The 26,836-nt window shown below is 72.0% G+C and carries 24 protein-coding genes; 14 read left to right on the forward strand and 10 right to left on the reverse strand.

Going from position 1 to position 26,836, the window contains the following annotated elements:
* Nucleotides 1-132: 132 nt before the first annotated feature.
* The 3 genes from ACIA73_RS23765 to ACIA73_RS23775 all read left to right on the forward strand — a co-directional run bounded on the left by ACIA73_RS23765 (nt 133) and on the right by ACIA73_RS23775 (nt 4,270).
* Nucleotides 133-1,569 carry an alkaline phosphatase PhoX gene (locus ACIA73_RS23765; RefSeq protein ID WP_399440670.1) on the forward strand — a complete coding sequence of 479 codons (1,437 nt, stop codon included), beginning with the start codon at nt 133-135 and terminating at the stop codon, nt 1,567-1,569.
* Between the two features lie 261 nt (nt 1,570-1,830).
* Nucleotides 1,831-3,444, forward strand: coding sequence for a nucleobase:cation symporter-2 family protein (locus ACIA73_RS23770; protein WP_399440671.1), 1,614 nt, complete (start codon nt 1,831-1,833; stop codon nt 3,442-3,444).
* Complete coding sequence (locus ACIA73_RS23775; RefSeq protein ID WP_399440672.1) at nt 3,437-4,270, forward strand: polyphosphate kinase 2 family protein; 834 nt, start codon at nt 3,437-3,439, stop codon at nt 4,268-4,270. The genes ACIA73_RS23770 and ACIA73_RS23775 overlap by 8 nt, the downstream gene beginning before the upstream one ends.
* A 16-nt stretch (nt 4,271-4,286) precedes the next feature.
* Here the strand turns inward: ACIA73_RS23775 and ACIA73_RS23780 are convergent, their stop codons facing one another.
* A complete protein-coding gene (locus ACIA73_RS23780) occupies nt 4,287-4,757 on the reverse strand; it encodes a GNAT family N-acetyltransferase (protein ID WP_399440673.1) in 471 nt (156 codons plus the stop codon).
* 96 nt (nt 4,758-4,853) lie between these two features.
* Between ACIA73_RS23780 and ACIA73_RS23785 the strand changes: the two genes are divergently transcribed.
* Nucleotides 4,854-5,729 (forward strand): polysaccharide deacetylase family protein, encoded by an 876-nt coding sequence (locus ACIA73_RS23785; protein ID WP_399440848.1) that lies wholly within the window; start codon nt 4,854-4,856, stop codon nt 5,727-5,729.
* A gap of 47 nt (nt 5,730-5,776) precedes the next feature.
* Here ACIA73_RS23785 and ACIA73_RS23790 read toward each other — a convergent pair whose 3' ends face one another.
* From ACIA73_RS23790 to ACIA73_RS23800, 3 genes are read right to left on the reverse strand one after another with little or no spacing between them, the layout of a single operon-like run.
* Nucleotides 5,777-6,445, reverse strand: a complete 669-nt coding sequence (locus ACIA73_RS23790) for an ABC transporter (RefSeq protein WP_399440674.1) — start codon at nt 6,443-6,445, stop codon at nt 5,777-5,779.
* Nucleotides 6,442-7,293: an ATP-binding cassette domain-containing protein gene (locus tag ACIA73_RS23795; protein WP_399440675.1), complete on the reverse strand. Its 852-nt coding sequence runs from the start codon at nt 7,291-7,293 to the stop codon at nt 6,442-6,444. Before ACIA73_RS23795 ends, ACIA73_RS23790 begins: the two co-directional genes overlap by 4 nt.
* 44 nt (nt 7,294-7,337) lie before the next feature.
* The gene (locus tag ACIA73_RS23800; protein ID WP_399440676.1) at nt 7,338-8,015 is read right to left on the reverse strand and encodes an AIM24 family protein; all 678 of its coding nucleotides are present in this window, start codon (nt 8,013-8,015) and stop codon (nt 7,338-7,340) included.
* Nucleotides 8,016-8,261: 246 nt separating this feature from the next.
* On the opposite strand from ACIA73_RS23800, the gene ACIA73_RS23805 reads away from it, so the two are divergent.
* From ACIA73_RS23805 to ACIA73_RS23825, 5 genes are all read left to right on the forward strand, one after another.
* Nucleotides 8,262-9,062 (forward strand): DUF4142 domain-containing protein, encoded by an 801-nt coding sequence (locus ACIA73_RS23805; protein ID WP_399440677.1) that lies wholly within the window; start codon nt 8,262-8,264, stop codon nt 9,060-9,062.
* Between the two features lie 141 nt (nt 9,063-9,203).
* Entirely contained in the window at nt 9,204-10,781 is a 1,578-nt protein-coding gene (locus ACIA73_RS23810; RefSeq protein WP_399440678.1) for a DUF692 domain-containing protein, read from the forward strand.
* Entirely contained in the window at nt 10,778-11,821 is a 1,044-nt protein-coding gene (locus ACIA73_RS23815) for a TIGR04222 domain-containing membrane protein (protein ID WP_399440679.1), read from the forward strand. The genes ACIA73_RS23810 and ACIA73_RS23815 overlap by 4 nt, the downstream gene beginning before the upstream one ends.
* Nucleotides 11,822-11,995: 174 nt before the next feature.
* The gene (locus ACIA73_RS23820) at nt 11,996-12,793 is read left to right on the forward strand and encodes a TIGR04222 domain-containing membrane protein (RefSeq protein ID WP_399440680.1); all 798 of its coding nucleotides are present in this window, start codon (nt 11,996-11,998) and stop codon (nt 12,791-12,793) included.
* A gap of 99 nt (nt 12,794-12,892) precedes the next feature.
* Nucleotides 12,893-14,551, forward strand: a complete 1,659-nt coding sequence (locus tag ACIA73_RS23825; RefSeq protein WP_399440681.1) for an alpha/beta hydrolase — start codon at nt 12,893-12,895, stop codon at nt 14,549-14,551.
* A gap of 165 nt (nt 14,552-14,716) precedes the next feature.
* On the opposite strand, the gene hemQ is transcribed toward ACIA73_RS23825, so the two are convergent.
* Nucleotides 14,717-15,454, reverse strand: coding sequence for a hydrogen peroxide-dependent heme synthase (gene hemQ, locus ACIA73_RS23830; protein ID WP_399440682.1), 738 nt, complete (start codon nt 15,452-15,454; stop codon nt 14,717-14,719).
* A gap of 4 nt (nt 15,455-15,458) precedes the next feature.
* Nucleotides 15,459-16,913 (reverse strand): protoporphyrinogen oxidase, encoded by a 1,455-nt coding sequence (hemG, locus tag ACIA73_RS23835; protein ID WP_399440683.1) that lies wholly within the window; start codon nt 16,911-16,913, stop codon nt 15,459-15,461.
* A 253-nt stretch (nt 16,914-17,166) separates the two neighbouring features.
* On the opposite strand from hemG, the gene ACIA73_RS23840 reads away from it, so the two are divergent.
* Complete coding sequence (locus tag ACIA73_RS23840; protein ID WP_399440684.1) at nt 17,167-18,351, forward strand: DUF4349 domain-containing protein; 1,185 nt, start codon at nt 17,167-17,169, stop codon at nt 18,349-18,351.
* A 165-nt stretch (nt 18,352-18,516) separates the two neighbouring features.
* Entirely contained in the window at nt 18,517-19,905 is a 1,389-nt protein-coding gene (locus ACIA73_RS23845; protein ID WP_399440685.1) for an FAD-dependent oxidoreductase, read from the forward strand.
* A 128-nt stretch (nt 19,906-20,033) separates the two neighbouring features.
* On the opposite strand, the gene hemE is transcribed toward ACIA73_RS23845, so the two are convergent.
* Nucleotides 20,034-21,098: a uroporphyrinogen decarboxylase gene (hemE, locus tag ACIA73_RS23850; RefSeq protein ID WP_399440686.1), complete on the reverse strand. Its 1,065-nt coding sequence runs from the start codon at nt 21,096-21,098 to the stop codon at nt 20,034-20,036.
* Between the two features lie 93 nt (nt 21,099-21,191).
* On the opposite strand from hemE, the gene ACIA73_RS23855 reads away from it, so the two are divergent.
* From ACIA73_RS23855 to ACIA73_RS23865, 3 genes are all read left to right on the forward strand, one after another.
* On the forward strand, nt 21,192-21,887 hold the full coding sequence (locus ACIA73_RS23855; protein ID WP_399440687.1) for a DUF3000 domain-containing protein: 696 nt from the start codon (nt 21,192-21,194) through the stop codon (nt 21,885-21,887).
* Nucleotides 21,888-22,184: 297 nt separating this feature from the next.
* Nucleotides 22,185-22,850 (forward strand): LuxR C-terminal-related transcriptional regulator, encoded by a 666-nt coding sequence (locus ACIA73_RS23860; RefSeq protein WP_399440688.1) that lies wholly within the window; start codon nt 22,185-22,187, stop codon nt 22,848-22,850.
* A gap of 168 nt (nt 22,851-23,018) precedes the next feature.
* Nucleotides 23,019-24,311 carry an HRDC domain-containing protein gene (locus ACIA73_RS23865; RefSeq protein WP_399440689.1) on the forward strand — a complete coding sequence of 431 codons (1,293 nt, stop codon included), beginning with the start codon at nt 23,019-23,021 and terminating at the stop codon, nt 24,309-24,311.
* On the opposite strand, the gene ACIA73_RS23870 is transcribed toward ACIA73_RS23865, so the two are convergent.
* Genes ACIA73_RS23870 through ACIA73_RS23880 form a run of 3 tightly spaced genes read right to left on the reverse strand, consistent with a single transcriptional unit; the run spans nt 24,302 to nt 26,822 of the window.
* The gene (locus tag ACIA73_RS23870; protein WP_399440690.1) at nt 24,302-25,207 is read right to left on the reverse strand and encodes an ABC transporter permease; all 906 of its coding nucleotides are present in this window, start codon (nt 25,205-25,207) and stop codon (nt 24,302-24,304) included. The genes ACIA73_RS23865 and ACIA73_RS23870 overlap by 10 nt on opposite strands.
* Nucleotides 25,204-25,989, reverse strand: coding sequence for an ABC transporter ATP-binding protein (locus tag ACIA73_RS23875; protein WP_399440691.1), 786 nt, complete (start codon nt 25,987-25,989; stop codon nt 25,204-25,206). Before ACIA73_RS23875 ends, ACIA73_RS23870 begins: the two co-directional genes overlap by 4 nt.
* Nucleotides 25,983-26,822, reverse strand: coding sequence for a PIG-L deacetylase family protein (locus ACIA73_RS23880; RefSeq protein WP_399440692.1), 840 nt, complete (start codon nt 26,820-26,822; stop codon nt 25,983-25,985). Before ACIA73_RS23880 ends, ACIA73_RS23875 begins: the two co-directional genes overlap by 7 nt.
* Between the last annotated feature and the right edge of the window lie 14 nt (nt 26,823-26,836).

Here is a 26,836-nt window from a genome sequence, read left to right on the forward strand (position 1 = left end):
CTGTTGAGCGCCTCGGACCGAGGCTCTGTGGCAGGGTGACCCGCACGTTTCCTGCGCGACCGGTTCACGTGTCATCAGTTGCGTGGTACACACGTGCGGGTCACATTCCTGTCCGCCAACAGGGAGTTACCCATGTCTGCACAAGAGCGTTCCGCAAGCGAGCAGGACACGTCCGTCACCTCTCCCGCCGACGCCTCCAGGCGTCAGGTCCTGGCCCGTACGGGCGCGTTGGGCGCGGGAATCGCCTTCACCGGCGCCCTCTCCGAAGTCTTCGCGGGTACGGCACTGGCCGCACCCCGCGGCGGTGGGGGCCACCACCGGGCCGGGTACGGGCCCCTGGTGCCCGACCCCAAGGGGCTGCTCGACCTCCCCAAGGGCTTTCGCTACAAGGTGCTCTCCCGCGAGGGCGACCCGCTGCGCTCCGGCGAGGGCAAGGTGCCGAGCAACCACGACGGCATGACCGCCCTCAGAGGCAAGCGGGGCCGCGTCCATCTGGTCCGTAACCACGAGAACCGGATGTCCGCCAAGCTCGGCGTCCCCACCGTGCCGGGTCTCACCTACGACCCCGCCGCCAAGGGCGGCTGCACCGCACTCACCCTGGACGGCCGCAACAACGTCCTGGAGGAGCGCGTCGGCGTCGCCGGCACCGCGGTCAACTGTGCGGGCGGGCCCACCCCTTGGGGAACCTGGCTCACCTGCGAGGAGAACGAGGACAAGGCAGGCAGCAACGGCTACACCAAGGACCACGGCTTCATCTTCGAGGTCGACCCGTCCGACCCGCACCGCACGGGGGCGGTCCCGCTCACCGCGATGGGCCGCTTCCAGCACGAGGCGATCGCCATCGACCCGAGGAGCGGGATCGTGTACGAGACGGAGGACGCGTTCGACCGCCCCTTCGGCCTCTTCTACCGCTTCCTCCCCAAGAAGCCGCACGGCGGCGTCGGTTCGCTGCGGGCCGGGGGCGAGCTGGAGGCGATGCGGGTTCCGGGCGTGCCGGACCTGTCGGCCGTGCACGAGACCGGGAAGTGCTTCGGCGGGGTGGAGTGGGTGCCGGTCCCGGACCCGCTCGCCAAGGAAACACCCATCCGGCTCCAGGACTTCGGCAAGAAGGGCATCACTCACGCCCAGAAGCTGGAGGGCTGCTACTGGGGCGACGACTGCGTCTACTTCGTCTCCAGCTTCGCCCGGTCCAAGGAGGGCTCGGCCCGCGACCACTTCGGTCAGGTGTGGAAGTACGAGCCGCGCCACCGCCGTCTCACCCTGGTCGTCGTCTTCGGCCCGTCGACCGACATCCAGCTCCCCGGCGAGTCCCCGGACAACATCTGCCTCGCCCCCAGCGGCGGTCTGATGGTGTGCGAGGACGGCGACGGCGCGCAGCACGTGTACGGGCTGAGCAGGCGCGGCAAGGTGTACGCGATGGCTCGCGGCCGGCAGAACATCGGTACGCCGGAGAAGCCGGAGTGGGGCGAGTTCGCGGGCGTCACCTTCTCCCCGGACGAGTCGACGATGTACCTCAACTGCTATACACCGGGGACGACTTTCGCGGTGACGGGCCCGTGGGACGACTGAGCCGGGTCGGCTGAGCTCGTCCGGCTGGACCGGACTGGACTGGGACACGCGCTGACGCAGGGCTTCGGTCGCCCCCGGCGACGTGCACGGGACAACGTGTGCGCCGGGGGCGGCCCCTCGCGTACCGCCCCTTCCGCCCACTCACCCCCATTCGCTTACTCGTGCCAGTAACACCGACGTAACCCCGCCGCCGCACGCCCTCAAAGAGCGGCTGCGTCAATGCTCTCCATCCGCCGCACCGTCCCCGGAGGGCATCCCGCCATGGCACAACCGTCGTCCCGCACGCCTGTCGCACCGCCGCCCGCCGCGCCGCCCGCGCTCCACCCGGTCGACCGCCGCCCGCGCTTCGGGAAACTGGCCGCCTTCGGCTTCCAGCACGTGCTGATCATGTACACCGGCTGCGTCACCGTGCCGCTGGTCTTCGGCGCGGCGGCCGGTCTGGACCGGGCCACCATCGGGCTCCTCATCAACGCGGATCTGCTGGTGGCCGGTCTGATCACGCTGGTGCAGAGCCTGGGCGTCGGGAAGGTCCTCGGTATCCGGCTGCCGATCGTCACCGGCGCCACCTTCTCCTCGGTCATCCCGATGATCATGATTCACGGCGAGTACGGCATGCAGGCCGTGTACGGGTCGATGCTCGCGGCCGGGCTCTTCGGGCTGCTGATCGCGGTGCCGTTCGCCCGGCTGGTGCGGTTCTTCCCGCCGCTGGTCAGCGGCGTCGTCATCGTGGTCATCGGACTGTCGCTGCTCGATGTCGCGGGCGTCCTGATCACCGGCAACGACCACAGGGCCGCCGACTACGCCTCGCCCGCCCGGCTCGCGCTGGCCGCCGGAGTCATCGTGGTGATCGTTCTCTTCTCCCGCTTCGCCCGTGGCTTCCTGAGCCAGGTGGGCATCCTGCTCGCCCTGGTACTGGGCACGCTGGTCGCGATACCGCTCGGGCTCACCGACTTCGCGGGCGCGGCGGGCGCGGACTGGTTCGGGCTGACCGCGCCCTTCCACTTCGGGGCGCCGCAGTTCCCGCCGTCCGCGGTGATCTCGATGTGCGTCGTGATGCTGGTGATCTTCACCGAGTCGACGGCGACGATGATGGCGGTGGGCGAGAGCACCGGACGTACCGTCTCCGACAAGGACCTGGCACGGGGACTGGCCGCCGACGGCCTCTCGGGCGTGCTGGGCGGCGCGATGAACTCCTTCATGGACACCGTCTTCACCCAGAACGTCGGCCTGATCCGGATGACGGGTGTCTCCAGCCGGTACGTCACCGCGGTGGCCGGCGGCATGCTGGTGCTGCTCGGCCTGGTGCCCCGGCTCGGCGAACTGGTGGCGGCACTGCCGGGACCGGTGATCGGCGCGGCGGGCCTGATGCTGTTCGCCACCGTCACCATGGTCGGCGTCAACACCCTGCGCCGGGTCGATCTCGATGACCACCGCAATCTCACCGTCGCCGCCGTCGCCCTGGGTATCGGGCTGCTCCCGGAATTCGTGGAGGGGGTCTACGACGGCTTCCCGTCCTGGGTGCGGATCATCCTCGGCAGCGGCATCACCGGCGCCGCGTGCGCCGCGTTCCTGCTCAATCTGCTCTTCCACCACACGGGTGTGCGCCAGCAGTCGCGCACCGGCGGGAATCGGAGCACGATCGGGGAATCCGAGGGATCCGACCCGACCGATTCTGATGGGGTACGCGGTGGCCGAGAAGTCCGGGCAGAAGAGCGAGTCGAAGCGCGCACAGCAGCGGGAGCGGAAGCAGGAGAAGAGGGGGGAGGAGAGCGGGGAGGAGAAGGGCCGCGGGACGGCGAAGGAGCCGAAGCCCGCGCGGGCGAGCAGCACGCCGTCGACGCGGCCGCCGCTCCCCGACCCACTCCGCGTGCGTGACGCCCTGCGCCTTGCCCCCGCCGCCCCCGTCACCCTCTCCTCGTACGCCGCGGACGCCACCCCCGTGGGCCCGCGGGAGAAGGCAGCGGGGGTGGCCGCCACCACCGCCATCGGCCCCCGCCTCGCCGACCTCCAGGAACGTCTCTACGCGGCGAGCACCGCCGGTGACACCCGCCGCGTCCTCCTGGTCCTCCAGGGCATGGACACCAGCGGCAAGGGCGGCACGGTCAAGCATGTCATCGGCCACTTCAACCCCTCCGGCTGTCGCATCCGCGCCTTCAAGGCCCCCACCGAGGAAGAACGCTCCCACTCCTTCCTCTGGCGCATCACCAAGGCCCTCCCGGAGGCCGGCGAGATCGGCATCTTCGACCGCTCGCACTACGAGGACGTGCTGATCGGCCGGGTCCGCTCGCTCGCCCCGCCCGAGGAGATCGAGCGCCGCTACGACCAGATCAACAACTTCGAGAGGACCCTGACGGAAAGCGGCGTCACGATCGTCAAGGTCTTCCTGCACGTCAGTCACGAGCAGCAGAAGCGCCGCCTTCTGGAACGCCTCGACAACCCCGAGAAGTACTGGAAGTTCAACCCGGGCGACATCGAGGAACGCGCCCTGTGGCCTGCCTACCAGGAGGCCTACGAGCTGGCCCTGCAGCGCTGCTCGACCCCCGCGGCCCCCTGGTACCTGGTCCCCGCCGACCGCAAGTGGTACCGCAACTGGGCCATCAGCAACCTCCTCCGCGAGCATCTGGAGGCCCTCGATCCGCAGTACCCGAAGGCGGACTTCGACATCGAGGAGTGCCGGCGGAGGCTTTTGGAGGCCCCCTGACGTCGGAGCCGGTGTCTCACAGGATCGGAATGCTGAGCTCCGGCCGGTCCCACCGCACCGCGGGCGGGTTCGCCGGGACCGTTCCCACCGGGACCGCGCCCACGCTGCGGTAGAAGCCCTCCGACGGCGGGTGGGAGACGACCCGCACCTCCTCGATGCCCGCCTCGCGGGCGCGGGCCTTGAGGTGGGTGATCAGGTGGCGGCCGATGCCCAGGCCCTGGGCGGAGTCGGCGACGAACATCAGGTCCAGCTCGGGCGGGTCGAGGAGCAGCGCGTAGAAGCCCAGGACCGTGCCGTCGGCGGAGACGGCCACATGGACCTCGTGGGTCTCGATGTAGTCCGGGCCGACCCGGTAGCCGGCGACCATCGACTCGTACGGGGCCTCGTAGGCGCGGGAGGTGCGGACGAGGCGGGTGAGATGTCTGGCGTCGCGGGCGGTGGCGCGGCGGACGGCGAGGTCCGTGCCCGGGAGGGGGAGTGAGGTCATCCGGAGAGTATTCACCGCCGGACGGGGGACGTGCCGATGTCCGACCCTTCGCGGTTGATCAGATACTTTCCGTTAGTGACCATTTTTGTACGTCGAATGCTCGCGGTGACGGTACTAGGTGCGGTCCTGACCGGATGCGGGGCGGGGAGCCGTGACGGGGACGGCGGTGCCGAGCTGCGCCGGGCGCCCTCCGCCTCCGTACCGGAGAAGTCGCCCGTTCCGCAGAAGCCCGGCGAGCCCCGGGGATCGGCCTCGCCGACCGCTCCTCCCACCGTCGCCGCCGGCCCCGGGGGGCTGACCCCCGTCTTCGAGCGGGCCAGGAAGGGGGTCAGGGAGAAGGTGGTGGCGCTGACCTTCGACGCGGACATGACCTCCGATCAGGGGGCGCGGGCGGCGGGCGGCGAGCGGTTCGACAATCCGCAGCTGATCGCCTCGCTGCGGCGGTTCAAGGTGCCGTCGACCGTGTTCATGACCGGGCGCTGGGCCGAGGAGTACCCGGACCAGGCGCGGGCGATCGGGTCGGATCCGCTGTTCGAGATCGCCAACCACTCCTACAGTCACCACGCCTTCAAGGCGGACTGCTACGGCTTGCCGAGGGTCGCCCCGGAGAAGATGCGCGCGGACGTGGACCGGGCGTTCGCGGCGTTCCGCAAGGCGGGGGCGCGCAATGTGGTGCCGTACTTCCGCTTCCCCGGCGGGTGCTACGACGACCGGGCGCTGCGCAACCTCGGACCGGCCGAGGTGACGGCGGTGCAGTGGGACGTGATCAGCGGGGATGCCTTCGCGACGGACGCGGACGCGGTGGCGGAACAGGTCCTGGCCGGGGTGCGGCCGGGGTCGCTCGTCGTCATGCACTGCACGCGCAGTGCGGCGCCGACAACCGAGCGGGCGATCAGGCGGATCGTGCCGGAGCTCCGGAAGAAGGGGTACCGGTTCGTGAAGGTGTCGGAGCTGATCGCGCAGCGGCGGTAGGACGGGGGCGGGGGGTGCCGGAGTGCGATGTCCGGGCGCAGCGGCGTTCAGGCGCGGCGCGAGGAGAGCGTGCACGCCACGGCGCCCGCCGCCCCGGCGATGACCGTCGCGAGCAGCAGGGGGAGCAGGGGCAGCGGCACCGTCCCGCTGTGCGAACCGGTGACCAGGCCCGTGACGGCACTGCGGGCCGGTGAGCCCGCGGTGACCAGGGTGAGCAGGGCACCCAGCGCGGTGAGCGTGACGCCCCAGCCGGTGCCGCGCAGCAGTGGCCAGTTGCAGAGCACGCCGACGGCCGCGCCGAGGAGTGCGCAGATGAGGACGGCGAGGAGGCCTGCTCCGGCGGCGGACAGTGGGGAGATCCGGACGGTGTCCCCGGTGTCGGACCACTTGCTGATCGCCACCACGAGTCCGGTGCCGAACACACCCAGCGCCGCCGTGCATCCGAAAGCGGTGAGCAGGGCGGCGAGATGGGCGCGGCCCGGGGAGGTGGCGGCCGCTGCGCAGTGCCGGGCGGCCGGGGGTTCATTGGTCACGCAGACCCGCACCAGCCAGGCCGCGACGGGCAGCAGGACGGCGGCTCCGTAGCCGAGCGAGTCGAGGATCGGCTGCCCGCCCTGGACGCCGATGGCGAGGAACGCCGCATAGAGGAGGGCAGGCGCCAGCCACCGCTGCGACCTCGCGAGCAGGGAGAGTTGGTAGCGGAGGAGCGCGGTCACACTTGTTCCCGTTCCTTCTCGTCAGGCTGGAGGCAGGTTTTGGGCCGGCGGTCCTCGGACCGGGTTACGTCGTCCAGGGCGGCCACCTCCCTTACATGCCAAGGGGGTTGAGCGCCGAGCAGGCCGCGCAGTACGCCGTCGGAGTGGACGGCCGCCACGGTCAGCACCGTGGTGCCGTCGGGGCCGGGCGCGGCCGAGGGCGCCCCGGGGAGCCCGGCGGGGAGCGCCGGCCCGGCGGCGACGATCCGTACCAGCGGGCCCGGGTTCGCCGTCTCGGCAGCCGAGTTGACGGGCACGACATGTGCCCCCTCCACCCGGTACGTCACGTCCACCACTCCGGCCAGCCGCTGCGGGTCGTGGTCGACGAAGGTCACCGTCGCCCCGGCCGCGACCCGCTCGGCCACCGCCCTGTCCAGCTCGCCCCGCGCCGCCTCGTCTAGTCCGGTCCACGCCTCGTCCAGTACCAGCAACTCCGGTGCCGCCAGCAGCGCTTGGGCCACTGCGACCTTCTGTGCCGTGCCCTTCGACAGCTCGGAGACCGGGGTCCGCGCATGACCCGACGCCCCGAATCGCTCAAGCCACTCCCCCGCCCGCGCCCTGGCCTCCGTGCGCCCGAGGCCGTGGATGCGGCCGAGGTGGGTGAGGTAGCGGAGGGCGGTGAAGGGGAGGCCGCCGGGGAAGCGTTCGGGGACGTACCCGACCCGGGACGGGCGGCCGTCCACCTGCCCCTCGGTCGGCGCGTCGATTCCCGCGAGCACCCTCAACAGGGTCGACTTTCCTGTGCCGTTGGCGCCCTGGAAGCGCACCAGGGAACCCGGGTGGAGTTCCAGGCCGACCGAGCGGAGCACCCAGTCCCCGCTCAGACCGTAGCGTCGTCCTACGCCGATGAGTTTCAGTTCGCCGTCGCCTTCGGCTGGGTCAGCTCGCTGGGACGTACGATCACGAACCCCTCGCCCTGGAGCATCAGCTGCACCGCCTCGCCGGAGCCGCCGCGGATCATCGAGCCCACCGACTGCGAGCGGTGCAGCGAGGTGTTGAGCTGGGCGCTCCAGCCGACCACCGCGTCCGTGTCGACGTACACCGGCAGCTGCCCGGTGACCGGGATGACCAGCGGGGTGCCGTCGCAGACGACCGCGAGCCTGCCGTAACCGGTGAAGAGGCTGTTGAAGAGGCCGCCGCCGGTCATGCCGGCGCCCTTCACCATCTTTATCTCGTAGCTGAGGGTGGGGTCGAAGCACAGGACGTTGCGGCCGTTGACGGTGAGCGCGTCGCCCTGCTCGATGTCGACGATGAAGCAGTTCTGCGCCTCGTGCGCGAACCACGCCTCACCCTGGCCGCGCACCGCCATCAGCGGCAGGCCCTCGCCGGTGACGGCCCGCTTGAGCATGCCGCCTATGCCCTGCCCCTTGCGCTCGAACTGGAGGTTGCCTCGGTAGGCGATCATCGCGCCCTGCCGGGCGTGCATCTCACCGTTGACGGCGTACTTCACCGACTTGGCGTTCTGGAGGGTCATGCCGGGGGTGTGCGCCGGCTGGGCCATGTTCTCTGCCGCAAAAAGATCGCTCTTCATACGGGTCATCCTGGCCTGCCGGGTTTTGGTACCACAAGGAGATACCGGCCCGGAGTTGCTTGGCCGAGGTTGACCGTATCCACCGGTTGAACACGTCAGGTGCATCACACGTACCCATGAATGCGTCCAAGCTCCTGAACGATCAAGGCACTTGGCGATGGAGTCGGCACGGTACGAGGGGCGCCCGGAGACTCAGAGAACCGGGCGCCCCGGCACGAAGCAAAGGGTCCGGGAGCGATCTTGTCCATGTCCACCTCCATGTCCGGTGCCGCCTTCGCCCTGTTACGGCGCGTCAACGGCACCGCACTCATCATCACCGCGCTGGTCGCCACCCTGGCCGCGCTCGCCTTCCCGGTCTGGTCGTACGCCGACCGCTCCGGCACCGGCCAGGCCAACCTGGCGGCGTCGACCGTCGCCACCAAGTGGGGGCCGCTGTCGGCGGCCGACCGGGACCTGCTGGTGAAGGTACGGCTGGCCGGGCTCTGGGAACTCCCGGCCGGGCAGCAGGCCATCGAGCGGGCGCCGAGCCAGTCGGTGAAGGCGGCCGGGGACCACCTCGTGGTCGGTCACACCGATCTGGACGCGCGGGCCCGTACGGTGGCCGCCCAGCTGGGCATCGAGCTGCCGAACCAGCCGACCGAGGAACAGCAGGGCTGGTTGCGTCAGTTGACGGCGTCCTCGGGGCCGACGTACGAGCGTCTCTTCGCGAACCTGCTGCGGCGGGCGCACGGCAAGGTCTTCGCGGTGATCGCCCAGGTCCGCAACAGCACCCGCAACGCGCTGATCCGCCAGCTCGCGGACGCCTCCAACCAGACCGTCCTGGACCACATCACCATGCTCGAAGCAACCGGCCTGGTCGACTTCGACGCGATCGCCAACGAGGCGGCGGGCGGGGCGACCGCCAGCCCCACCGGACCACCCCCGCCGGTGCCCGGATCGCGGGTCCCGGCCCCCCTCCCGGCCTCGCCGACCGGCACCCAGGACTTCACCTCACTGCCGTCCGCACCGCCGGCGGGCGATATCGGCAACCCGGTCACCCAGCCATAGGCTCCGGTCCGGCGCCCAGCCGTGGACTTCGGTCCAGCGACGGTCCGGGAACCTCAAATCAACCTCTGAACGTCCCACCGGGTGGGTTCACCACCGCACGCCGGGGCCATTACCCCTGCACAGCACGAACAGGGGGACGAGATGGACCAGCGCACGCAGCAGACCTCGACGCAGCCTTTTCCGCAGGCCCCGGCACCGGCCTCGCCACAGGCCCAGGCACCGGCCCTGCCGCGGGCCTCGGCCGGCGGCCACCGGGTCCCGCGGCTCGGTGTCGGCATCGGCTGGCGCCCGGAGATCGCGGACACGATCGAGGCGCTGCCCGGCGTCGACTGGGTGGAGGTGGTCGCGGAGAACATCTGCCCCGGCCACCTCCCCGAGTCACTGCTGCGGCTGCGGTCCCGCGGCACCCTGGTGATCCCGCACGGCGTCTCGCTGGGCATCGGCGGCGCGGACCGCCCCGACGCCGGACGGCTGGCGGACCTGGCGGCGCGGGCCCAGGCGCTGGGGGCGCCGCTGGTCACCGAGCACATCGCGTTCGTACGGGCGGGTGGCACGCAGACGGCCTCCCCGGTCCTGGAGGCGGGCCACCTGCTGCCCGTCCCCCGCACCTGGGACGCGCTGGACGTGCTGTGCGAGAACGTCCGGATCGCCCAGGACCAGCTGCCGGTGCCGCTCGCCCTGGAGAACATCGCGGCGCTGATCAACTGGCCCGGCGAGGAGCTGACGGAGGGCCAGTTCCTGGCCGAACTGGTCGAGCGCACCGGCGTACGTCTGCTCATCGACGTCGCCAATCTGCACACCAACCACGTCAACCGCGGCGAGGACCCCGCCAAGGCACTCGACGAGCTCCCCGTCGAGGCCATCGCCTACGTCCACGTGGCAGGCGGCATCGAACGCGACGGCGTCTGGCACGACACCCACGCCCACCCGGTCACCCGCCCCGTCCTGGACGTCCTCTCCGAGCTCCGCTCCCGCGTCTCCCCACCCGGCGTCCTGCTGGAACGCGACGAGAACTTCCCCGCACCGGAGGTACTGGCGGCCGAACTGGACCTGATCCGGTCCACCGTCGAGATCTCCAGCGCCACCCCCACCCCGCCGGAAGCACGAGGGGCCGCGCGGGCGACCACCGCACCCCGGCACCCCCACCACCCCGCGTCCAACCCACCCGCACAGGCACAGACACCCGCACAGGAAGCCCCCACCCGCCAACGCCTCGCCCTGGCCCAGACCGCCCTCCTGGCCGCCCTGGTCTCCGGCGCCCCCGTCCCCGAGGGCTTCGACGGCCCGCGCCTGCGCGTCCAGTCCCGCGCGCTCACCGCCAAGCGCGCCGGCATCGTCGCCAAGGTCGCCCCCGAACTGCCCCGGATCCTCGGCGAGGACTACCGGAAGGCCTTCTTCGGGTACGCCCTCTCCCGCCCCCTCCGTTCCGGCTACCGCCGCGACGCCCTCGACTTCGCCGAACACACCCTCGTACACGGCACTCTCGACCCGACGGCCCGCCGCGCCCTCACCCACTGGTGGCAGGACCGCGCCTCGGCCCGCCCGCCGACCCGCGCCACCCGCCTGCTGCGCGCCGCCCGCGCGGCAACCGTCCGCGGCCTGCCCCGCCGGGGCAGGCCGAGCGGCACACCGTCCCGCCAGGAGCCGCACATCGGTCACCAAAACCGGCACTCCACGCCTCAGGACCGGAACACCACCCAGGAGGCGAAGCCCGTATGAACGCCGTCCTCCTCGTCCTGCTCTACTGCGCCGTAGGTCTCTCCAGCATAATCCTGCTGGTCACCCTCTCCCGGTCCCGCAGCCGCCTCAGCGGCGGCCGCCCCGCCGCCGTGCACGACGTCATGGAGGCCGCCTTCCTGGCCGGCGGCCCCGGCCGCGTCGTGGACACCGCGCTGACCGCCCTGCACACGGACGGGCGGCTGGCCGTCGGCGGACCGGGCATCGTCGTCGTGCGGTACCGGACGGCCCGGGACCCGGTGGAGCGCGCGGTGCTCCAGGAGTGCGACGCGGCGCCCAACGGGGCGCTGCACCAGCTGCGTTACGCGGTGATGCGCCACCCCGCCGTCCAGGAGGTCGGTGACGGGCTCGCCGCGCGCGGGCTGCTGCTGCCACCGGGCGGGGCCCGCGGCTGGCGCCGCTGGGGCCTGGTCCAGGCAGTGGTCTGCCTGACCGTCCTCCCCGTCCTGGTCTTCGTCACCTTCGCCCTCCAGACCGCCGCCGGTTCCCCCAGCGACTTCCTGGAGCGGATTCCCTTCGCGCTGGGGACGATTCCCGCACTGCTCGGCGGTGCGGCGGCCGGTTTCGTGGTGGCCGCCCAGGCCAACCACCGGGTCAGCGTCGCGGGCCGCAACGCCCTGCTCGCCCACCGCACCGACCCCTCCGTGGCGGGTTCACCGGAGCAGCAGGTCGCGGTCAACGGCATCCGCAGCCTGACCGACCCCGACCTGCGCGACCAGCTCCGCATCGCCCTGCGTCAGCGCCCCGACCTCGTGCACACCTCGTCGTCGTCGCAGGCCGCCCCCGTCCTGGTCCCCGTCATGTGGTGCGCCGGTTCGGTCCCGGGCGGCGGCGCGGGCACGGCCTGCGGCGCCTCCTCCTCGTGCGGCTCCGGCGGCTGCTCGGGCGGCGGTGGAGGTGGCTGCGGCTCCGGCGGCGGCTGCGGGGGTTCGAGCGGCAGCAGCTGCGGAGGCAGCAGCTCCGGTTCCAGTTGCGGAGGGGGCGGCGGAAGCAGTTGCGGTGGAGGCGGTGGCAGCTCCTGACCTCACGGCCCGGTCCGTAGGCGTCACCTCCAGCTCACCCTGCCCGAGCCCCTGGCCTCGCAAAACCCCCACCACCCCACAGTTCCCCCCGCCCCCGGTCACAGATCGACAACACCCCGCCCACATCATGGACACGCCATAGCGCAGGGCCCGGACCCCGCATCAGAATCCGGCATGTTCTGGGTCCTGTTCCTCCTCGTCTCCTGGGTCGCGGTCATCGCCGCCTGCGCCCGGCTGTGCCTCGCCGCGCAGGCGTGCGCCGACACCCTCGCCGATGTCCCGTTCACCGAGGACGCGTTGACGCTTCCCGAGGCCGCCTTCCTCTCCGGCGGCCCCGGCCGGGTCGCCGATCTGACGCTCCTCACCCTGCACACCCGCCGCCGGCTGATGCTGGCCCACACCGGCTGGACCACCGTGGTCGCGCCGCACGGCGAGGACGCCCTGGAGCGTGCCGTGATCGGCGCGGCCGGACCCGGCGGGCAGTCGCGCACCGCCGAGGTGCGCAGGGCGGTGGCGGAGGCGGACGCCGTGCGGGTGCTCGCGGAACGGTTGGTGGCGAGCGGGCTGGCCGTTCCCGCGAACTCCCGCCGGGCGCTGTCCGCCGGGGTCCGGGCGGTGCGCGGCGCGACGCTGCTCACCCTGGTGCTGGGGGTCGTCTCCGTCCTCGTACTGCCGCAGGATCCCGAGGAGCGGGACGCGGCGGCGCTCTGGTTCTCGCTGCCACTGGTACTGACGTTGGGCGCGCTCGCCATCGCCCGCGTCGAGGTCCACCCGTACACCCGCTGGGCGTCCCTCTCCGGGCAGCAGCTGCTGCGCGCCCTGTCGCGTGGACCGGACCCCGACGCGGGTCCGGAGCAGGCACTGCTCGCCGCGGTCGCCGTCCGTGGCGTACGGGCGATACCCGATCCGCAGCTGCGCTCCGCGCTCGCCGGGCCGCGCGGCCGTCAGCCCCTGGCGCATCGGGGTCAATGACCCCGACACCGCACACAGGTGCTTTACATCGTCAACTACCTTGCCAATTATCCCTTTTATCCGCCACGGCTGTGGCCGCCGCACCAGCAAGGGATCGCGATGAGAGCACTAGCGCTGTACGGAGCCGCCACCACCCTCGGCTCCCTGGTCCTGTCCGCCCTCGCCGCGGCCCCCGCGGGCAGCCTGACCGCCCCCGCCGATCCCGCCTCCCGGGCCCCCTCCCCCGAGGCGCACGGCACCGCTCTCGCCGCCGGACGGGCCCTCGCCCAGGGCATCAAGTTCGAGAAGTGCCCCGCCTCGGAGGACCTGCCCGACCCGATCCGGTGCGGCACGGTCAAGGTCCCGCTCGACTACGCCAAGCCGCACGGCAAGCAGATCGAACTGACCGTCAGCCGCCTGAAGGCCACGGGCAGGACCACCGGAAACGGCAAGTCGTCCGGAAAGGCCACGGCCACCCCCCGCCAGGGCGCCCTGGTCTTCAACCCCGGCGGCCCCGGCGCCTCCAGCATGTACTTCCCGCTGGTCTCCCGGCTCCCCGAGTGGACGAAGGCCGCGGCGGCGTACGACCTGGTGGGCTACTCCCCGCGCGGGGTGGGCCGCAGCGCCCCGCTCTCCTGCATGGACCCCGCCGACTTCGCCCAGGCCCCCACCCAGGCCCCGTCGCACCCCTCCGCCTCGTACAAGAAGGAACGGATCGCCCGCGCCAAGACCTATGCCCGGGGCTGCGCGCGCAACGCGGGCGAGGCGCTGCGCCACTACCACTCGCTCAACAACGTCCGTGACCTGGAAGTCCTGCGGGCCGCCCTCGGCGAGCCGAGCCTCAACTTCATCGGCGCCTCCTACGGCACCTACTTCGGCGCGCTGTACGCCACGCTCTACCCCTCGCACGTGCGCCGGATGGTCTTCGACTCGGCGGTCAACCCCGACCCCGGCCAGATCTGGTACGAGAACAACCTCACCCAGTCCGCCGCCTTCGAGGACCGCTGGGAGGACTTCCGCACCTGGGTCGCCAAGCACGACAAGGTGTACCGGCTGGGCTCCACACCCGAGCAGGTCGCGCACAGTTACGCCCGGATCCGCGCCGAGCTGTCCCACCGGCCGGCCGGCGGCGTGGTCGGCCCCGGCCAGCTCCAGGCGGCGTACCTCACGGCCGGTTACTACGACGACGTGTGGGCGCAGCGCGCCACCGCGCTGGCCGAGTACCGCAAGGGCAACCCCAAGCCACTGATCGACATGGCCTCGCCCCGCCCGGAGGCGGCCAAGGACGACGAGAACGGCACCGCCGTCTACACCGCCGTCGAGTGCAACGACGCCCCGTGGCCGACCGACTTCGCCACCTGGGACCGCGACAACACCAAACTCGCCAAGCGCGCCCCGTTCGAGACCTGGGACAACGCGTGGATGAACCTGCCGTGCGCGTACTGGAGCGCGCCCCGGCAGCGTCCGGTCGAGGTCCGGGCGGCGAAGGGCGCACTGCCCCCGACACTGATCCTGGCCGCCGAGCGGGACGCGGCGACCCCGTACAAGGGCGCCCTGGAACTCCAGAAGCGGCTGGCGGGCTCGGTGCTGATCACCGAGAAGGACGCCGGTACGCACGGCATCGCGGGCGGCGCGAACGCCTGCGTCAACACGCACCTGGAGACGTACCTGCTGACCGGTAGAACACCGGTGCGGCGCGCTGCCTGCGCGCCGCACCGGGAGCCGAACCCGGTGTCGCTGGACAGGGCCGTCCCCAAGAGGATGCCGGCCGCCGTCTGATCTTCCGGGCTGGGGTGGCGGGAGGCGGGGACCACGCACCCATGGTCCCCGTCCCCGCCACCAAGTCTTCTGCTGTACGCCCTGCGCGGTTCGCCTTGCGTAGTACGCGTAACCGTACGAGTCCTACGGAAAACCGTACGCGCGGGGTGACTTGTGCGCGGGCGCTTACGCCAGCTGGGCCACCAGGTCCGCCACGCTCTTGCGGCGCCCGGTGTAGAAGGGCACCTCCTCGCGGACGTGCATCCGGGCCTCGGAGGCGCGCAGGTGACGCATCAGGTCGACGATGCGGTAGAGCTCGTCGGCCTCGAAGGCCAGCAGCCACTCGTAGTCGCCCAGCGAGAACGAGGCGACGGTGTTGGCGCGCACGTCGGGGTAGCCGCGGGCCATCATGCCGTGGTCCTTGAGCATCCGGCGACGGTCCTCGTCGGGCAGCAGGTACCAGTCGTAGGAGCGCACGAACGGGTACACCGAGACGTAGTCGCGCGGGTTCTCGTCGGCCAGGAACGCCGGGATGTGCGACTTGTTGAACTCGGCGGGGCGGTGCAGCGCCATGTTCGACCAGACCGGCTCCAGGGCGCGGCCGAGCTTGGTGCGGCGGAAGAGGTTGTACGCGGTCTGCAGCTCGTCCGCGGTCTCCGCGTGCCACCAGATCATCAGGTCCGCGTCGGCGCGCAGGCCGGAGACGTCGTAGGTGCCACGGACGGTGACGTCCTCGGCGGCGAGCTTGTCGAAGAGCGCCTGGACCTCGTCGGCGTAGCCGTCGCGGTCCTCCGGCAGCACGTCGCGCAGCTTGAAGACGGACCACAGGGTGTAGCGGATGACCTCGTTGAGGTCCTTGGCCTTCTTACCGGCGTTCGGCGCCTTGGCGGGGGCCTCGTTCGCGGCGTTCTCCTGAGCAGTCATGTGGCTATTGTCCCGCGCCGTTCGCCGTGCCTTCCACCAGGGTGGGCGTGGCCAAAATCTCGTCGATGATCTCCGTCGCCGCGCGCTGTCCGCTGCCGACGCAGGCGGGGATGCCGACACCGTCGTACGCGGCTCCGCAGACCCGCAGTCCGGGCAGCTTCGCCACGGCATCGCGGATGCGGGAAACCCTTCCGAGATGGCCGACCGGGTACTGCGGCAGCCCGCCGATCCAGCGGGTCACCCGGGTCTCCACGGGCGCGGCGGCGAGGCCGGTGGCGGCCCCGAGATCGTGCAGCGACACCTCGACCAGGTCGGCGTCGTCGCGGTGCAGGTGCTCCTCCTCGCCGTAACGGCCGACCGAGGTGCGCAGCACGAAGAGGTCGGGGGCGTGCTGGTCGACCCACCCCCACTTGTGGGTGGAGAAGGTGGACGCCTTGATGGTGTGCCCGTCCACCGGCGGCACCAGGAACCCGGACCCGGCCGGCAGCACGGCCTCGACTTCCTTGCGGGAGAAGGCCATGGTCACCAACGCCATCGACGCGTACTCGACCGCGGACAGCTCCGCCGAGGCGGCCGGGGACTCCTCGGCGAGCAGCGCGGAGGCGGACCAGGCGGGCGCGGCGAGCACCACCCCGTCCGCCTCGAAGACGGCTTCGTCGGTACGGATGCGCCAGCGGCCGCCCTCCCTGGCCAGGTCCAGCACGGGCGTCTCGGTCAGGACGCGTCCGCCGCCGGCCCGTACCGCGGCGGCGACCGCGTCCGGGAGGGTGCCGATGCCGCCGTCGATGCCCATGAAGACCGGACCGGTCTGCTGGTTGGCCGCCGTTCGCCGCTGAAGCTCCTGCACGCCTTCGAGCAGGGAGTCGTACGAGGTCGCCGCGTCGTAGAGGGCAGGTACGGCGGCCCGCATCGACGTCCGGTAGACATCACCGGCGTACACCCCGCCGAGCAGCGGCTCCACCAGCCGGTCCACGACCTCCCGGCCGAGCCTGGCGGCGACGTACTCGCCGATCGCCATGTCGTCGCCGACCTCGGTGCGCGGCAGCGTCCGGTCCTGCTCGGCGCGCGCGAGCGCGGCGGCCGAGAGCACTGCGGTCAGTACGGAGGGATCGCCGGGAACGCCCATCACATGGCCCTTGGGCATCGGGGTCAGCGCGCCCCGGTTCCAGAGCGAGGCACTGGCCGTGGACGGCGGCCGGAGCCGCTCCCCGAGCCCGACCTCCCTGGCCAGAGCCACCGCCTCGGGCCGTCTGGCCAGCATCGACTCGGCCCCGAAGTCCACCGGTGCTCCGGCGATCTCACCGGCGCTGAGCTTGCCGCCCAGCCTGTCGGTTGCCTCCAGGACGGTCACCCGGGCTCCCGAACCGATGAGCCGGTGGGCGGCCGCGAGGCCGGAGATGCCGCCGCCGATGACGACGACATGGGGCGTGGTGGGGGCCGTGGCGTCCGTACCGTTCATGCCCCCACTGTCTCAAACGCCCGTACGTACTCGTGGCGGCCCGTCACCGCCGCCCCCCGGAGTCCCGGAATCCGCCCTTCGAGTCCCGACCGTGACCGCTTCGGAGCCTCTTCGGAACCGGCGAAGGGCAACCCGCACGCCCGTCCCGTACGTCGAACCTGCAACATCGTTCACCACTTCCGGGGGGACCGAAATGCGTGCAGCAGTACGTACGACAGCTCGTGCGGCAAGGCGTCGGAGGCGCCTGTCCTTCGTGGGCGCGGCCGTGGTCGCCGCGACGCTCGCGGCAGGAGGGTGCGGGGCGAGCGGCAACAGCGCGAGCTCGGACGGCGGCGACGCCAGGCGGGACGCGGCCGCTCCGGCGCAGAAGCCGGGGGCGGCCGACCGGGCCAACCCGGGCAACGAGGGCTCCGTACCGCAGAAGCCGAACGCTCCGGCAGCCCCCGGCGCCCCCAAGGCGCCCACCGCGCCCAGGGCCCCGTCCCAGCTCCACATCATCCGCACCACCGAACTGCAGATCCAGGTGTCCGACGCGACGGCCTCCCTCATGGACGCCCGCACGACCGCCGAATCGGTGGGCGGTTACGTCGGCAACGAGTCCACCGAACGCGACTCCCGCGGCCACATCTACTCCCGCATCTCGCTGCGCGTTCCCCAGGACAAGTACTCGGAGACGCTCACCGCCCTGGAGCGCGCCACTCTCAAGGACAAGGGTGCGAAGTTCCTCGGGCGCAAGTCGGACGCGAAGGACGTCACCAACGAGGTGGTCGACACCGAGAGCGCCATCAAGTCGCAGCGGATCAGCGTGGCCCGCGTCCAGGACCTGATGAACCGCGCGGACAAGCTGACCGACATCGTCTCCCTGGAGGCGGAACTCGCCAACCGGCAGGGCGAGTTGGACCGCCTGATGGCCCAGCAGGCCTCCCTGAAGGAGCGCACCGCCATGGCGACCATCACCCTGGTCGTCTCCGAGGCACCCCCGAAGAAGGCAGCCCCGAAACCGCCCGTCGAGGACGAGCCCGGCTTCCTCGACGCACTGGACGGCGGCTGGCAGGCCTTCCTGACCACCGTCCGCTGGATCGCCATGGTCCTGGGTGCCGTGGCCCCCTTCGCCGTCACCCTGGTCCTCCTCTACCTCCTGTGGCGCCGCCTGATCGCCCCCCACGTCCCCCGCCGCACCCACCGCGCCCCCGCCTTCCCCCACCACCCCACGAACTACCCGTCGGGCCCCGGACACCGACCAGAAACCTGGACCCCGTCACAGGGGGCCTCACAGGGGAGCCCTGCGGGGAGCGCCTCGCAGGGGAGCCCGACACAGGGCGCATCGCAGGGGAACCCGCCCCAGGGGGCGCCTGCGCAGGCGCCGCCCTCGCGGGGAGTCCCGGCCCAGGGCACCCCCGCCCCGGAGACGCCTGCCCCCAACCCGGAAATGAAGTAACCCGAGGCGGCCACCCCCACCGAGCGCCACTCCCCTCCCCGCCCCACCCCAGCCCCGCGGCCAGCGGTTCAGGGAAGGGGCGGGGAGGGGCAAACCCCGCCGCAGGCGCAAAGCCCCACCCCGCCGCACCCCCGAAGCAGACCCCACCGTGTCTACCGTGTCCCCATGACCACCACAAGGCAGGAAACCCTCCTCGTCATCGGCGGCGACGCCACCGGCATGTCCGCCGCCTCCCAGGCCAGACGCCTGAAGCCCGCCGCGGAACTGAAAATCGTCGCCTTCGAACGCGGCCACTACACCTCCTACTCCGCCTGCGGCATCCCCTACTGGGTCGGCGGCGACGTCGCCTCCCCGGACGACCTCGTGGCCCGCACCCCCGAACAGCACCGCGACCGCGACATCGACCTCAGAATGCGCACCGCCGTCACCGAGATCGACGTCGAGGGCCGCCGGGTGAAGTCCCGCGACCTGGAGTCCGGCAACGACTCCTGGACCTCGTACGACAAACTCGTCATCGCCACCGGCGCCCGCCCGATCCGCCCGCCGCTCCCCGGCATCGACGCCCCGGGCGTACACGGCGTGCAGAACCTGGAGGACGGCCGCTCCCTGATCGAAACCCTGGAGCGCACCGAGGGCCGCCGCGCGGTGGTCGTCGGTGCCGGTTACATCGGCGTCGAAATGGCCGAGGCCCTCCTGCACCGCGGCTACGAGGTCACCGTCCTCAACAGGGGCGAGCAGCCCATGGCCACCCTCGACCCCGACATGGGCGCCCTGGTCCACGAGGCGATGAACGGTCTGGGCATCACCACCGTCACCCACGCCGAGGTCACCAAGATCCTCACCGGCGCGGACGGCCGGGTCAGCGCAGTGGCCACCGAGGAGACCACCTACCCCGCCGACGTCGTCGTGCTGGGCATCGGCGTCGAACCCGAAACCACCCTCGCCAAGGCCGCGGGCCTCCCGCTCGGCCCCTCCGGCGGACTGATCACCGACCTGGCCATGCGCGTCCGCGGCCACGACGACATCTGGGCCGGCGGCGACTGCGTGGAGGTACTCGACCTGGTCTCGGGCCGCCCCCGCCACATCCCCCTCGGCACCCACGCCAACAAGCACGGCCAGGTGATCGGCTCGGGCGTCGGCGGCGGTTACGCCACCTTCCCCGGCGTGGTCGGCACCGCCGTCAGCAAGGTCTGCGACCTGGAGATCGCGCGCACCGGCCTGCGCGAGAAGGACGCCACCGCGGAGGGCCTCCAGTTCGTGACCGTCCGCATCGAGTCCACCAGCCGCGCCGGCTACTACCCCGGCGCCTCCCTGATGACGGTCAAGATGACCGCGGAACGCGGCACGGGACGCCTGCTCGGCGTCCAGATCGTCGGCCGCGAGGGTGCGGCCAAGCGCGTGGACATCGCCGCCGTCGCCCTCACCGCCCGTATGACGGTCGATCAGATGACCGCCCTGGACCTGGGCTACGCCCCACCGTTCTCCCCGGTCTGGGACCCCGTCCTGGTGGCCGCCCGCAAGGCGGTGGCAGCGGTCCGCAAGGCGGGTCACTAGGCGCGGGGGCGGGGGGGGGGGGGGGGGGGGGGGCGGGGGGGGGGGGGCGCGGCGCGCCCCCCCCCCCCCCCCCCCCCCCCCCCCCCCCCCCCCCCCCCCCCCCCCCCGGGAACTCCGTACCCCCGGGACTACTTCGCGGTCTGCGTGTGGACGTACTCCACCAGCCGCGACAGCGCGTCCGGGTCCATCGACGGCAGCACCCCGTGCCCCAGGTTGAACACGTGCCCCTCAAGCTCCTTGGCCGCCTCCAGCACCTCGTCCGTCTTCGCCATGAGCGCTTCCGGGCCCGCGAAGAGAACGGCCGGGTCGAGGTTGCCCTGCAATGCCTTGCCGGGACCGACCCGGCGCGCGGCCTCATCCATCGGAACCCGCCAGTCGACGCCCACCACATCGGCACCGGCCTGCCCCATCAGCCCCAGCAGCTCGCCCGTCCCCACACCGAAGTGGATCCGCGGCACGCCGTACGACTCCACGGCCGCGAAGACCTTCGCCGAAGCCGGCATCACGGACTTCACGTAGTCGGCGGGGGCCAGCGCGCCCACCCAGGAGTCGAAGAGCTGGACGGCGCTCGCGCCCGCCTCGATCTGCACCTTGAGGAAGTCGCCGGTGATGGCGGCCAGCCGGTCCACCAGGTCGGCCCACAGCTGCGGGTCGCCGTACATCATGGCCTTGGTGTGCTCGTGGTTGCGGGACGGACCGCCCTCCACGAGGTAGCTCGCGAGAGTGAAGGGCGCACCCGCGAAACCGATCAGCGGGGTCTCCCCCAGCTCCTCCACCAGCATCCCGATCGCCTCGCGGACGTACCAGACGTCCTCGGGCTCCAGATCCCGCAGCCGCGCCAGGTCGGCCCGCGTACGGATCGGCTCGGCAACGACCGGGCCGACGCCCGGCTTGATGTCCAGGTCGATGCCGATGGCCTTGAGCGGGACGACGATGTCGCTGAAGTAGATGGCCGCGTCAACCTTGTGACGGCGTACCGGCTGGAGGGTGATCTCCTTGACCAGCTCCGGCATCATGCACGAGTCCAGCATCGGAATGCCCTCGCGCACCTTGAGGTACTCCGGCAGCGAGCGCCCCGCCTGACGCATGAACCACACCGGCGTGTGCGGCACCTCCTCGCGCCTGCACGCCTTCAGGAAGGCGGAGTCGTACGTCTTGCTCTGCGCGGGGGCCGTCGAGGCGTGCTTGTCCATCACGCCCAAATCTTCGCACGCGGGCGTAAGCGGTCGCCCCGGGCAGGGTGTCTCTCCCGCTGTAGGGGCCCCGTTCCGCCTACCCTTCCCCGCATGGCTCCGGCTCAGGGACGATTTTCAGATGACGCGCACGGTCACCCGCATGGCAGCAACAACAGGGAAGGAACCGAGGAGAACACCGCTCCGCTCCCCTTTCGCCAGGCGGTCGACGCCCTGCGCGCCGCCCGGCTGCGTCCCGAGGTCGAGGTCGATCCGACCAAGCCCCCCAAGCGCCTCGCCCCTTACGCGTACGCGCTGGAGGCGGCGGCCGTTGACGGTGACGAGGACCTGGCCGACGGCCGCCTCGTCCTGCTCCACGACCCGGCCGGGCACGAAGCCTGGCAGGGCACCTTCCGCCTGGTGACCCTCGTACGGGCGGAACTGGAGCCGGAGATGGCCGCCGATCCCCTCCTCCCGGAGGTCTGCTGGTCGTGGCTGACCGGCGCGATGGAGGCACGCGGGCTGTCCTACGGGGAGGCGAGCGGCACCGTCACCCGGGCCGGCTCGCACTACTTCGGCGGGCTCTCGGACCGGCGCCCCGCCACCCAGATCGAGATCCGGGCGTCCTGGACACCCCGTGAGGGACTCGGCGGCGTACCGGACACGGCGTCCTATCTGACCGCCTGGTGCGATCTGTTGTGCCAGGTCGCGGGCCTGCCACCGGCCTCGTTGACCGGCCAGGAATCCGGGCTCCAGGTGCTGCCCGGGGTGGTGTCCCTGCCGCAGCGACGCGGCCCGCAGTCCCGCTGAGCGGCTGAGCGGCTGGGCGGGGGGCCGTCCGAGTCGCGGGACAGTAGTCCCTCCGACTCTCGGAACGGAGAGGTGCGGGAGGGGCCTGACGGACCCTCCGCCTTCCGCACTTCTCCGCTCCGATCAGCGACTTCATCGATCGTCCATCCGAATTGCCCGAATTGTTACTCATCAATTCGTGATCTTTCTCTAAAGGCGGGCGGGGTTGCTGCCGAAGAGGTCATTGACCCTTCCAGCACGGTTCGCCCCGGCTTGACCCTCCCGCCGGAGCCTTCCCGTTACTCCCCCGGAGGCCTGGTGTCCGTTCTCCTTGAGCAGCCCGCAAGCCTGGGCGCATACCGTCCGACGAAGCCGACCGCCATGGTCGTCGTCGCCGACCCGCGCGTCCGCTCCACCGTCACCCGCCACCTGTGGGCCCTCGGAGTTCGTGACGTCATCGAGGCGTCCTCCATCGCCGAGGCCCGTCCCCGAGTCGGCAGTCCCCGCGACATCTGCGTCGCCGACGTCCACCTGCCCGACGGTTCCGGGCTGACCCTGCTGTCCGAAACCCGGGCAGCGGGCTGGCCCAACGGTCTGGCCCTGTCCGCCGCCGACGACATCGGCGCCGTTCGCAACGCCCTCGCGGGCGGCGTGAAGGGCTATGTCGTCACCGGCACCCGCAACGCCATCGGCCACCACCCCGGCCGTCCCGGTGCCGCTCCCATCGGCGCGGCGGCCGCCCGCATGCACCGCCGTCCCCCGGGCTCCCCGAGCCACCCGGGCGGCTACCGCGAACTCTCCGGCCGTGAGGTCGAAGTACTGCGGCTCGTCGCGGAGGGCCAGTCCAACAAGGCGATCGGCGTCTCCATGGGCCTGTCCGCCCTCACCGTCAAGAGCCACCTGGCACGCATCGCGCGCAAGCTCGGCACCGGCGACCGTGCGGGCATGGTCGCGGTGGCACTGCGTACCGGAATCATTCACTGAACCCTCTGACAACACCTGGATACGGCAGGACGCAGGCGGTAGAGGCCATCCCCGGGTGAACCTCCAGGCACCCGGCCGACCGCTCGCCGCATGCCCTCCAGGTACCAGGAGCCCGACGACGGAACGTTCCGTCGTCGGGCTCCTGTCATACACAGATACCCTTGGCGGGTGACCGACGCCCAAGAGACCGCAGCAGAAGCAGACCTGCGAACCACCGGGGGCGGCCCCCCGGACGACGTCGAACCGGCGCCGATCCCGTTGCTGGAGCCACGCGAGGGCATTCCCCCCGTCGTGGCGACGCAGGAGGCCCTCGACGAAGTGATCGCGGCATTCGCCGCCGGAACCGGCCCCGTGGCCGTGGACGCCGAGCGCGCGTCCGGCTACCGGTACGGACAGAAGGCCTATCTCGTACAACTGCGCCGTGAAGGCGCGGGCAGCACCATGATCGACCCGGTCGGCTGTCCCGACCTCTCCGGCCTCGGCGAGGCAATCAAGGACGCGGAGTGGGTGCTGCATGCAGCCACCCAGGACCTCCCGTGTCTGCGGGAAATAGGCATGATCCCGACTCGCATCTTCGACACCGAGCTGGCCGGACGCCTCGCGGGCATCCCCCGCGTCGGCCTCGGCGCCATCGTCGAGAATCTGCTGGGATACGCCCTGGAGAAGGGCCACTCCGCCGTCGACTGGTCCACCCGCCCGCTCCCCGAGCCCTGGCTGCGGTATGCCGCACTGGACGTGGAGCTGCTGGTCGACCTGCGGGACGCGCTGGAGAAGGAGTTGGACCGGCAGGGCAAGCTCGACTGGGCGCTCCAGGAGTTCAGGGCCATCGCCGAGGCACCGCCGGCCCCGCCGCGCAAGGACCCGTGGCGTCGTACGTCCGGGATGCACAAGGTGCGCGGCCGTCGCCGGCTCGCGGTCGTCCGGGAGCTGTGGAACGCCCGGGACGCGATCGCCCAGCGGCGCGACGTCTCCCCCGGCAAGGTGTTGAGCGACTCCGCGATCGTCGAGGCCTCGCTGGCCGTGCCGCTGAACGTCGGCGTGCTGGCCGCGCTGCCCGGTTTCGGGCACCGGATGGGGCGTCGTCAGCTGGAGCAGTGGCAGGCCGCGATCGACCGTGCCAAGGCGCTGCCCGACATCGAGCTTCCGCAGCCGGGCCAGGCGGTGGCGGGCCCGCCACCGCCCCGCGCCTGGGCCGACAAGGACCCGGTGGCCGCGGCCCGGCTGTCCGCGGCGCGGGCCGCGGTCTCGGCGAAGGCCGAGGAGATCAACATGCCGCAGGAGAACCTGATCACCCCGGACACGGTGCGCCGGGTCTGCTGGGAGCCGCCGAAGCCGGCCTCCACGGAGAAGGTGGCTGAGTCGCTGGCCTCGTACGGGGCACGGCAGTGGCAGATCGACCTGGTCACCCCGCTCCTGGTGGAGGCGCTGACGGCGCAGCCGCAGCCCGCCGGTCAGGAGTAGCGGGTCACCAGTCCGCGCTTGCGGAAGGTGCGCAGCATGCGGCGCAGGGCGAGCAGACTGAGCAGGATCAGTACGCCCGTGCCACCGGTAGCGAGCGCGAGTTCGCCCCAGGGCACCTCGCCCCCGGAAGCCAGGGTCCGGCCGACCGCGAACACATGGGTGGTCGGCAGGATCTGGGCTACCGGCTGGAGCACGGCGGGCAGCGTGGTGATCGGGTAGAAGACGCCCGAGAGCGGCATCACCACCGACAGCGCGCCCCAGACCAGGGCCTCGGCCCCACTGCCGTACCGGAGCACCAGGCCGACCACCAGCAGCGCCACCGCCCAGCCGGAGGCGAGCAGCAGGGCGGCCACCGGGATCAGGCCGAGGCCGAGCCGGGTGACGTCGAAGGCGTACGCGGCGAAGGCCAGGGCCGCCACCGCGACGGTACTCACGGCAGTGCGTCCCAGGGCGAAGACGCCGACGCCCGCCAGGTACTCCCAGTCGCGCATCGGGGTGGCCAGCAGGCCCAGCACATTGCGCGACCAGGTCTCCTCCAGGAAGCCGGTGGCGAGCGAGATCTGGGTCTGGTGGACGAGGTGCCACAGGACCGTTCCGCTGAGCAGGTAGACGGCCACCGTGGTGGTGGCCGAGGGCCCGTCCCCGGCGGCTTCGGCGGCGAAGAGGCCGATCGATCCGTAGAGCAGGGTGTCGACCAGCGGCCAGACCAGGACGTCGAAGAAGCGGTGCGGGCTGCGCTTGAGCACCAGCCAGTGGCGGCGGGCCACCGCGAGCACCCGGTGGGCGGAGGCGGCGGCGGGGGTGCGGAGGGCGGGGCCTTCGTGGGGAGCGGGGGTGGCCGGGGCGGTGGGGGGAGAAGGGCTGGTGGGGCGGGAAGGGCTGGTGGGGCTGGTCATGGGGTGGAGGCCCTTTCTCGGTCGCGTTCCGCTGCCAGGTGGAGGAAGACGCCTTCGAGGTCTTCGCGGCCGAAGGTGCGGGCCACTTCGGCGGGTGCGCCGTCGGCCGCGATGCGTCCGCCGTGCAGGAACACCACGCGTTCGCAGAGCCGTTCCACCTCGGTCATGTCGTGGCTGGTCACGAGGAGGGCGGTGCCGCGTTCGGCGGACAGTGCGAGCAGGGCGGTACGGACGCGCAGCGCGATGTCCGGGTCCAGGGAGGCGGTGGGCTCGTCCAGGATCAGCAGCCGGGGGCGGTGCAGGGCCGCCTTGGCGATGCCCACCAGGGTGCGCTGGCCGCTGGAGAGCTGGGTGCCGATGGCGGTGGCGAGATGTCCGATACCGAACCTCTCCAGCGCCTCGGCCACCGCGGTGCGCGGGTCCCGGAGGCCGTACAGATCGGCGTACAGACGCAGGTACTCGCTGACCCGCACCCGGTCGGGCAGCGGCAGATAGCCCGCGACGAAGCCGACGCCCTGCATGGCGCGGGCCCTGCTGCCGGGCAGCCGGTGGCCGAGGATCTCCACGCTGCCGTCGTCCGGTTCGACCGCGCCGAGGCACATCAGCAGGGTGGTGGTCTTGCCCGCACCGTTCGGGCCGAGGAGGCCCAGGCGCTCGCCCGCCCGGACGGTGAGGGTGACGCCGTCGACGGCGCGACCGCGGGCGTACTCCTTGACCAGGGCGTTCGCGACGAGGACTGGGGGGCGGGGGTCGTCGGAGGAGGCAGCGGCGGCGCTCAGCACTGCTGCTCCGGCTGCTCCGGGTGCTCCGGCTGCTCCGGCTGCTCCGGCTGCTCTGGGTGCTCCGGCTGCTCTGTCTGCTCCGACCGGTCCGAGGGCTCCGACCGGTCCAGCGACCAGACGAGTTCCGCGCGCAGCGGGCCGGTGCGGGCCAGGAAGTTGCCGTGGTCGGCGGCGAGTGGGGCGAGCTGGGAGCCGTAGCACTGAACGGCTTCGCGCTTGGCGGCCCACTGGGCGTCCGTCAGCCGGAGGTCGTGGTGAACGGTGGTGCGGTGGGTGCGGAGCAGTTCCTGGTAGGCGAGTCCGCACATCGGGCTCTCGGCGAGGCGGGCGCTCGCGGCGTCGGTGGCCCACTCGGGAAGATGTCCGGTGTAAGGGAGGTCGGCGTACACCAGGGGCAGCGGGGCGCCGAGTCCGGCGAGCACGCTCATGGCGCGCAGCCGGACCTTCTCGTGGTCGGGCTGGTTGCTGCCGAGCGGGACCAACACCTGCGTGGTGGTGGGGAGTTCCTTGAGGAAGGCGTCCAGGCCGGTGAGTTCGGCACCCTGGGCGTACGGGCCGTCGGGGTGGTCGAGCACCACCTGGGCCGCGCCGACCCTGCCGCAGGCGGCGGCGTCCTCCGCGACCCGGGCCCGGTGGGCCTCGTGGGCGGAGGAGAACCCGCAGACGCCGTCCCACCAGGAGACGGGCGCGCCGGGCTCGGGGGCCCCGCCGTGCACGGTGACGACCGCGACGGATCCGGGCAGCGTGGCGAGCAGGCCGCCGAGCGAGAAGACGGCGTCGTCGAAGTGCGGGGAGAGGACGACGGTGTCCCAGGGGGGCGGAGTGATGGGCACGGGGGCTCCTCGGG

Origin of the sequence: Streptomyces sp. NPDC051561 (genome assembly GCF_044454195.1) — a bacterium.
Classification (GTDB): Bacteria; Actinomycetota; Actinomycetes; order Streptomycetales; family Streptomycetaceae; genus Streptomyces.

What these genes read in the sequence shown, in the direction of transcription:
- ACIA73_RS23765 (WP_399440670.1), top strand. Translation starts at nt 133, where the DNA reads ATGTCTGCACAAGAGCGTTCCGCAAGCGAGCAGGACACGTCCGTCACC.
- ACIA73_RS23770 (WP_399440671.1), top strand. Translation starts at nt 1,831, where the DNA reads ATGGCACAACCGTCGTCCCGCACGCCTGTCGCACCGCCGCCCGCCGCG.
- ACIA73_RS23780 (WP_399440673.1), bottom strand. Translation starts at nt 4,757, where the DNA reads ATGACCTCACTCCCCCTCCCGGGCACGGACCTCGCCGTCCGCCGCGCC.
- ACIA73_RS23785 (WP_399440848.1), top strand. Translation starts at nt 4,854, where the DNA reads ATGCTCGCGGTGACGGTACTAGGTGCGGTCCTGACCGGATGCGGGGCG.
- ACIA73_RS23800 (WP_399440676.1), bottom strand. Translation starts at nt 8,015, where the DNA reads ATGAAGAGCGATCTTTTTGCGGCAGAGAACATGGCCCAGCCGGCGCAC.
- ACIA73_RS23805 (WP_399440677.1), top strand. Translation starts at nt 8,262, where the DNA reads ATGTCCACCTCCATGTCCGGTGCCGCCTTCGCCCTGTTACGGCGCGTC.
- ACIA73_RS23810 (WP_399440678.1), top strand. Translation starts at nt 9,204, where the DNA reads ATGGACCAGCGCACGCAGCAGACCTCGACGCAGCCTTTTCCGCAGGCC.
- ACIA73_RS23815 (WP_399440679.1), top strand. Translation starts at nt 10,778, where the DNA reads ATGAACGCCGTCCTCCTCGTCCTGCTCTACTGCGCCGTAGGTCTCTCC.
- ACIA73_RS23820 (WP_399440680.1), top strand. Translation starts at nt 11,996, where the DNA reads ATGTTCTGGGTCCTGTTCCTCCTCGTCTCCTGGGTCGCGGTCATCGCC.
- ACIA73_RS23825 (WP_399440681.1), top strand. Translation starts at nt 12,893, where the DNA reads ATGAGAGCACTAGCGCTGTACGGAGCCGCCACCACCCTCGGCTCCCTG.
- hemQ (WP_399440682.1), bottom strand. Translation starts at nt 15,454, where the DNA reads ATGACTGCTCAGGAGAACGCCGCGAACGAGGCCCCCGCCAAGGCGCCG.
- hemG (WP_399440683.1), bottom strand. Translation starts at nt 16,913, where the DNA reads ATGAACGGTACGGACGCCACGGCCCCCACCACGCCCCATGTCGTCGTC.
- ACIA73_RS23845 (WP_399440685.1), top strand. Translation starts at nt 18,517, where the DNA reads ATGACCACCACAAGGCAGGAAACCCTCCTCGTCATCGGCGGCGACGCC.
- hemE (WP_399440686.1), bottom strand. Translation starts at nt 21,098, where the DNA reads ATGGACAAGCACGCCTCGACGGCCCCCGCGCAGAGCAAGACGTACGAC.
- ACIA73_RS23855 (WP_399440687.1), top strand. Translation starts at nt 21,192, where the DNA reads ATGGCTCCGGCTCAGGGACGATTTTCAGATGACGCGCACGGTCACCCG.
- ACIA73_RS23870 (WP_399440690.1), bottom strand. Translation starts at nt 25,207, where the DNA reads ATGACCAGCCCCACCAGCCCTTCCCGCCCCACCAGCCCTTCTCCCCCC.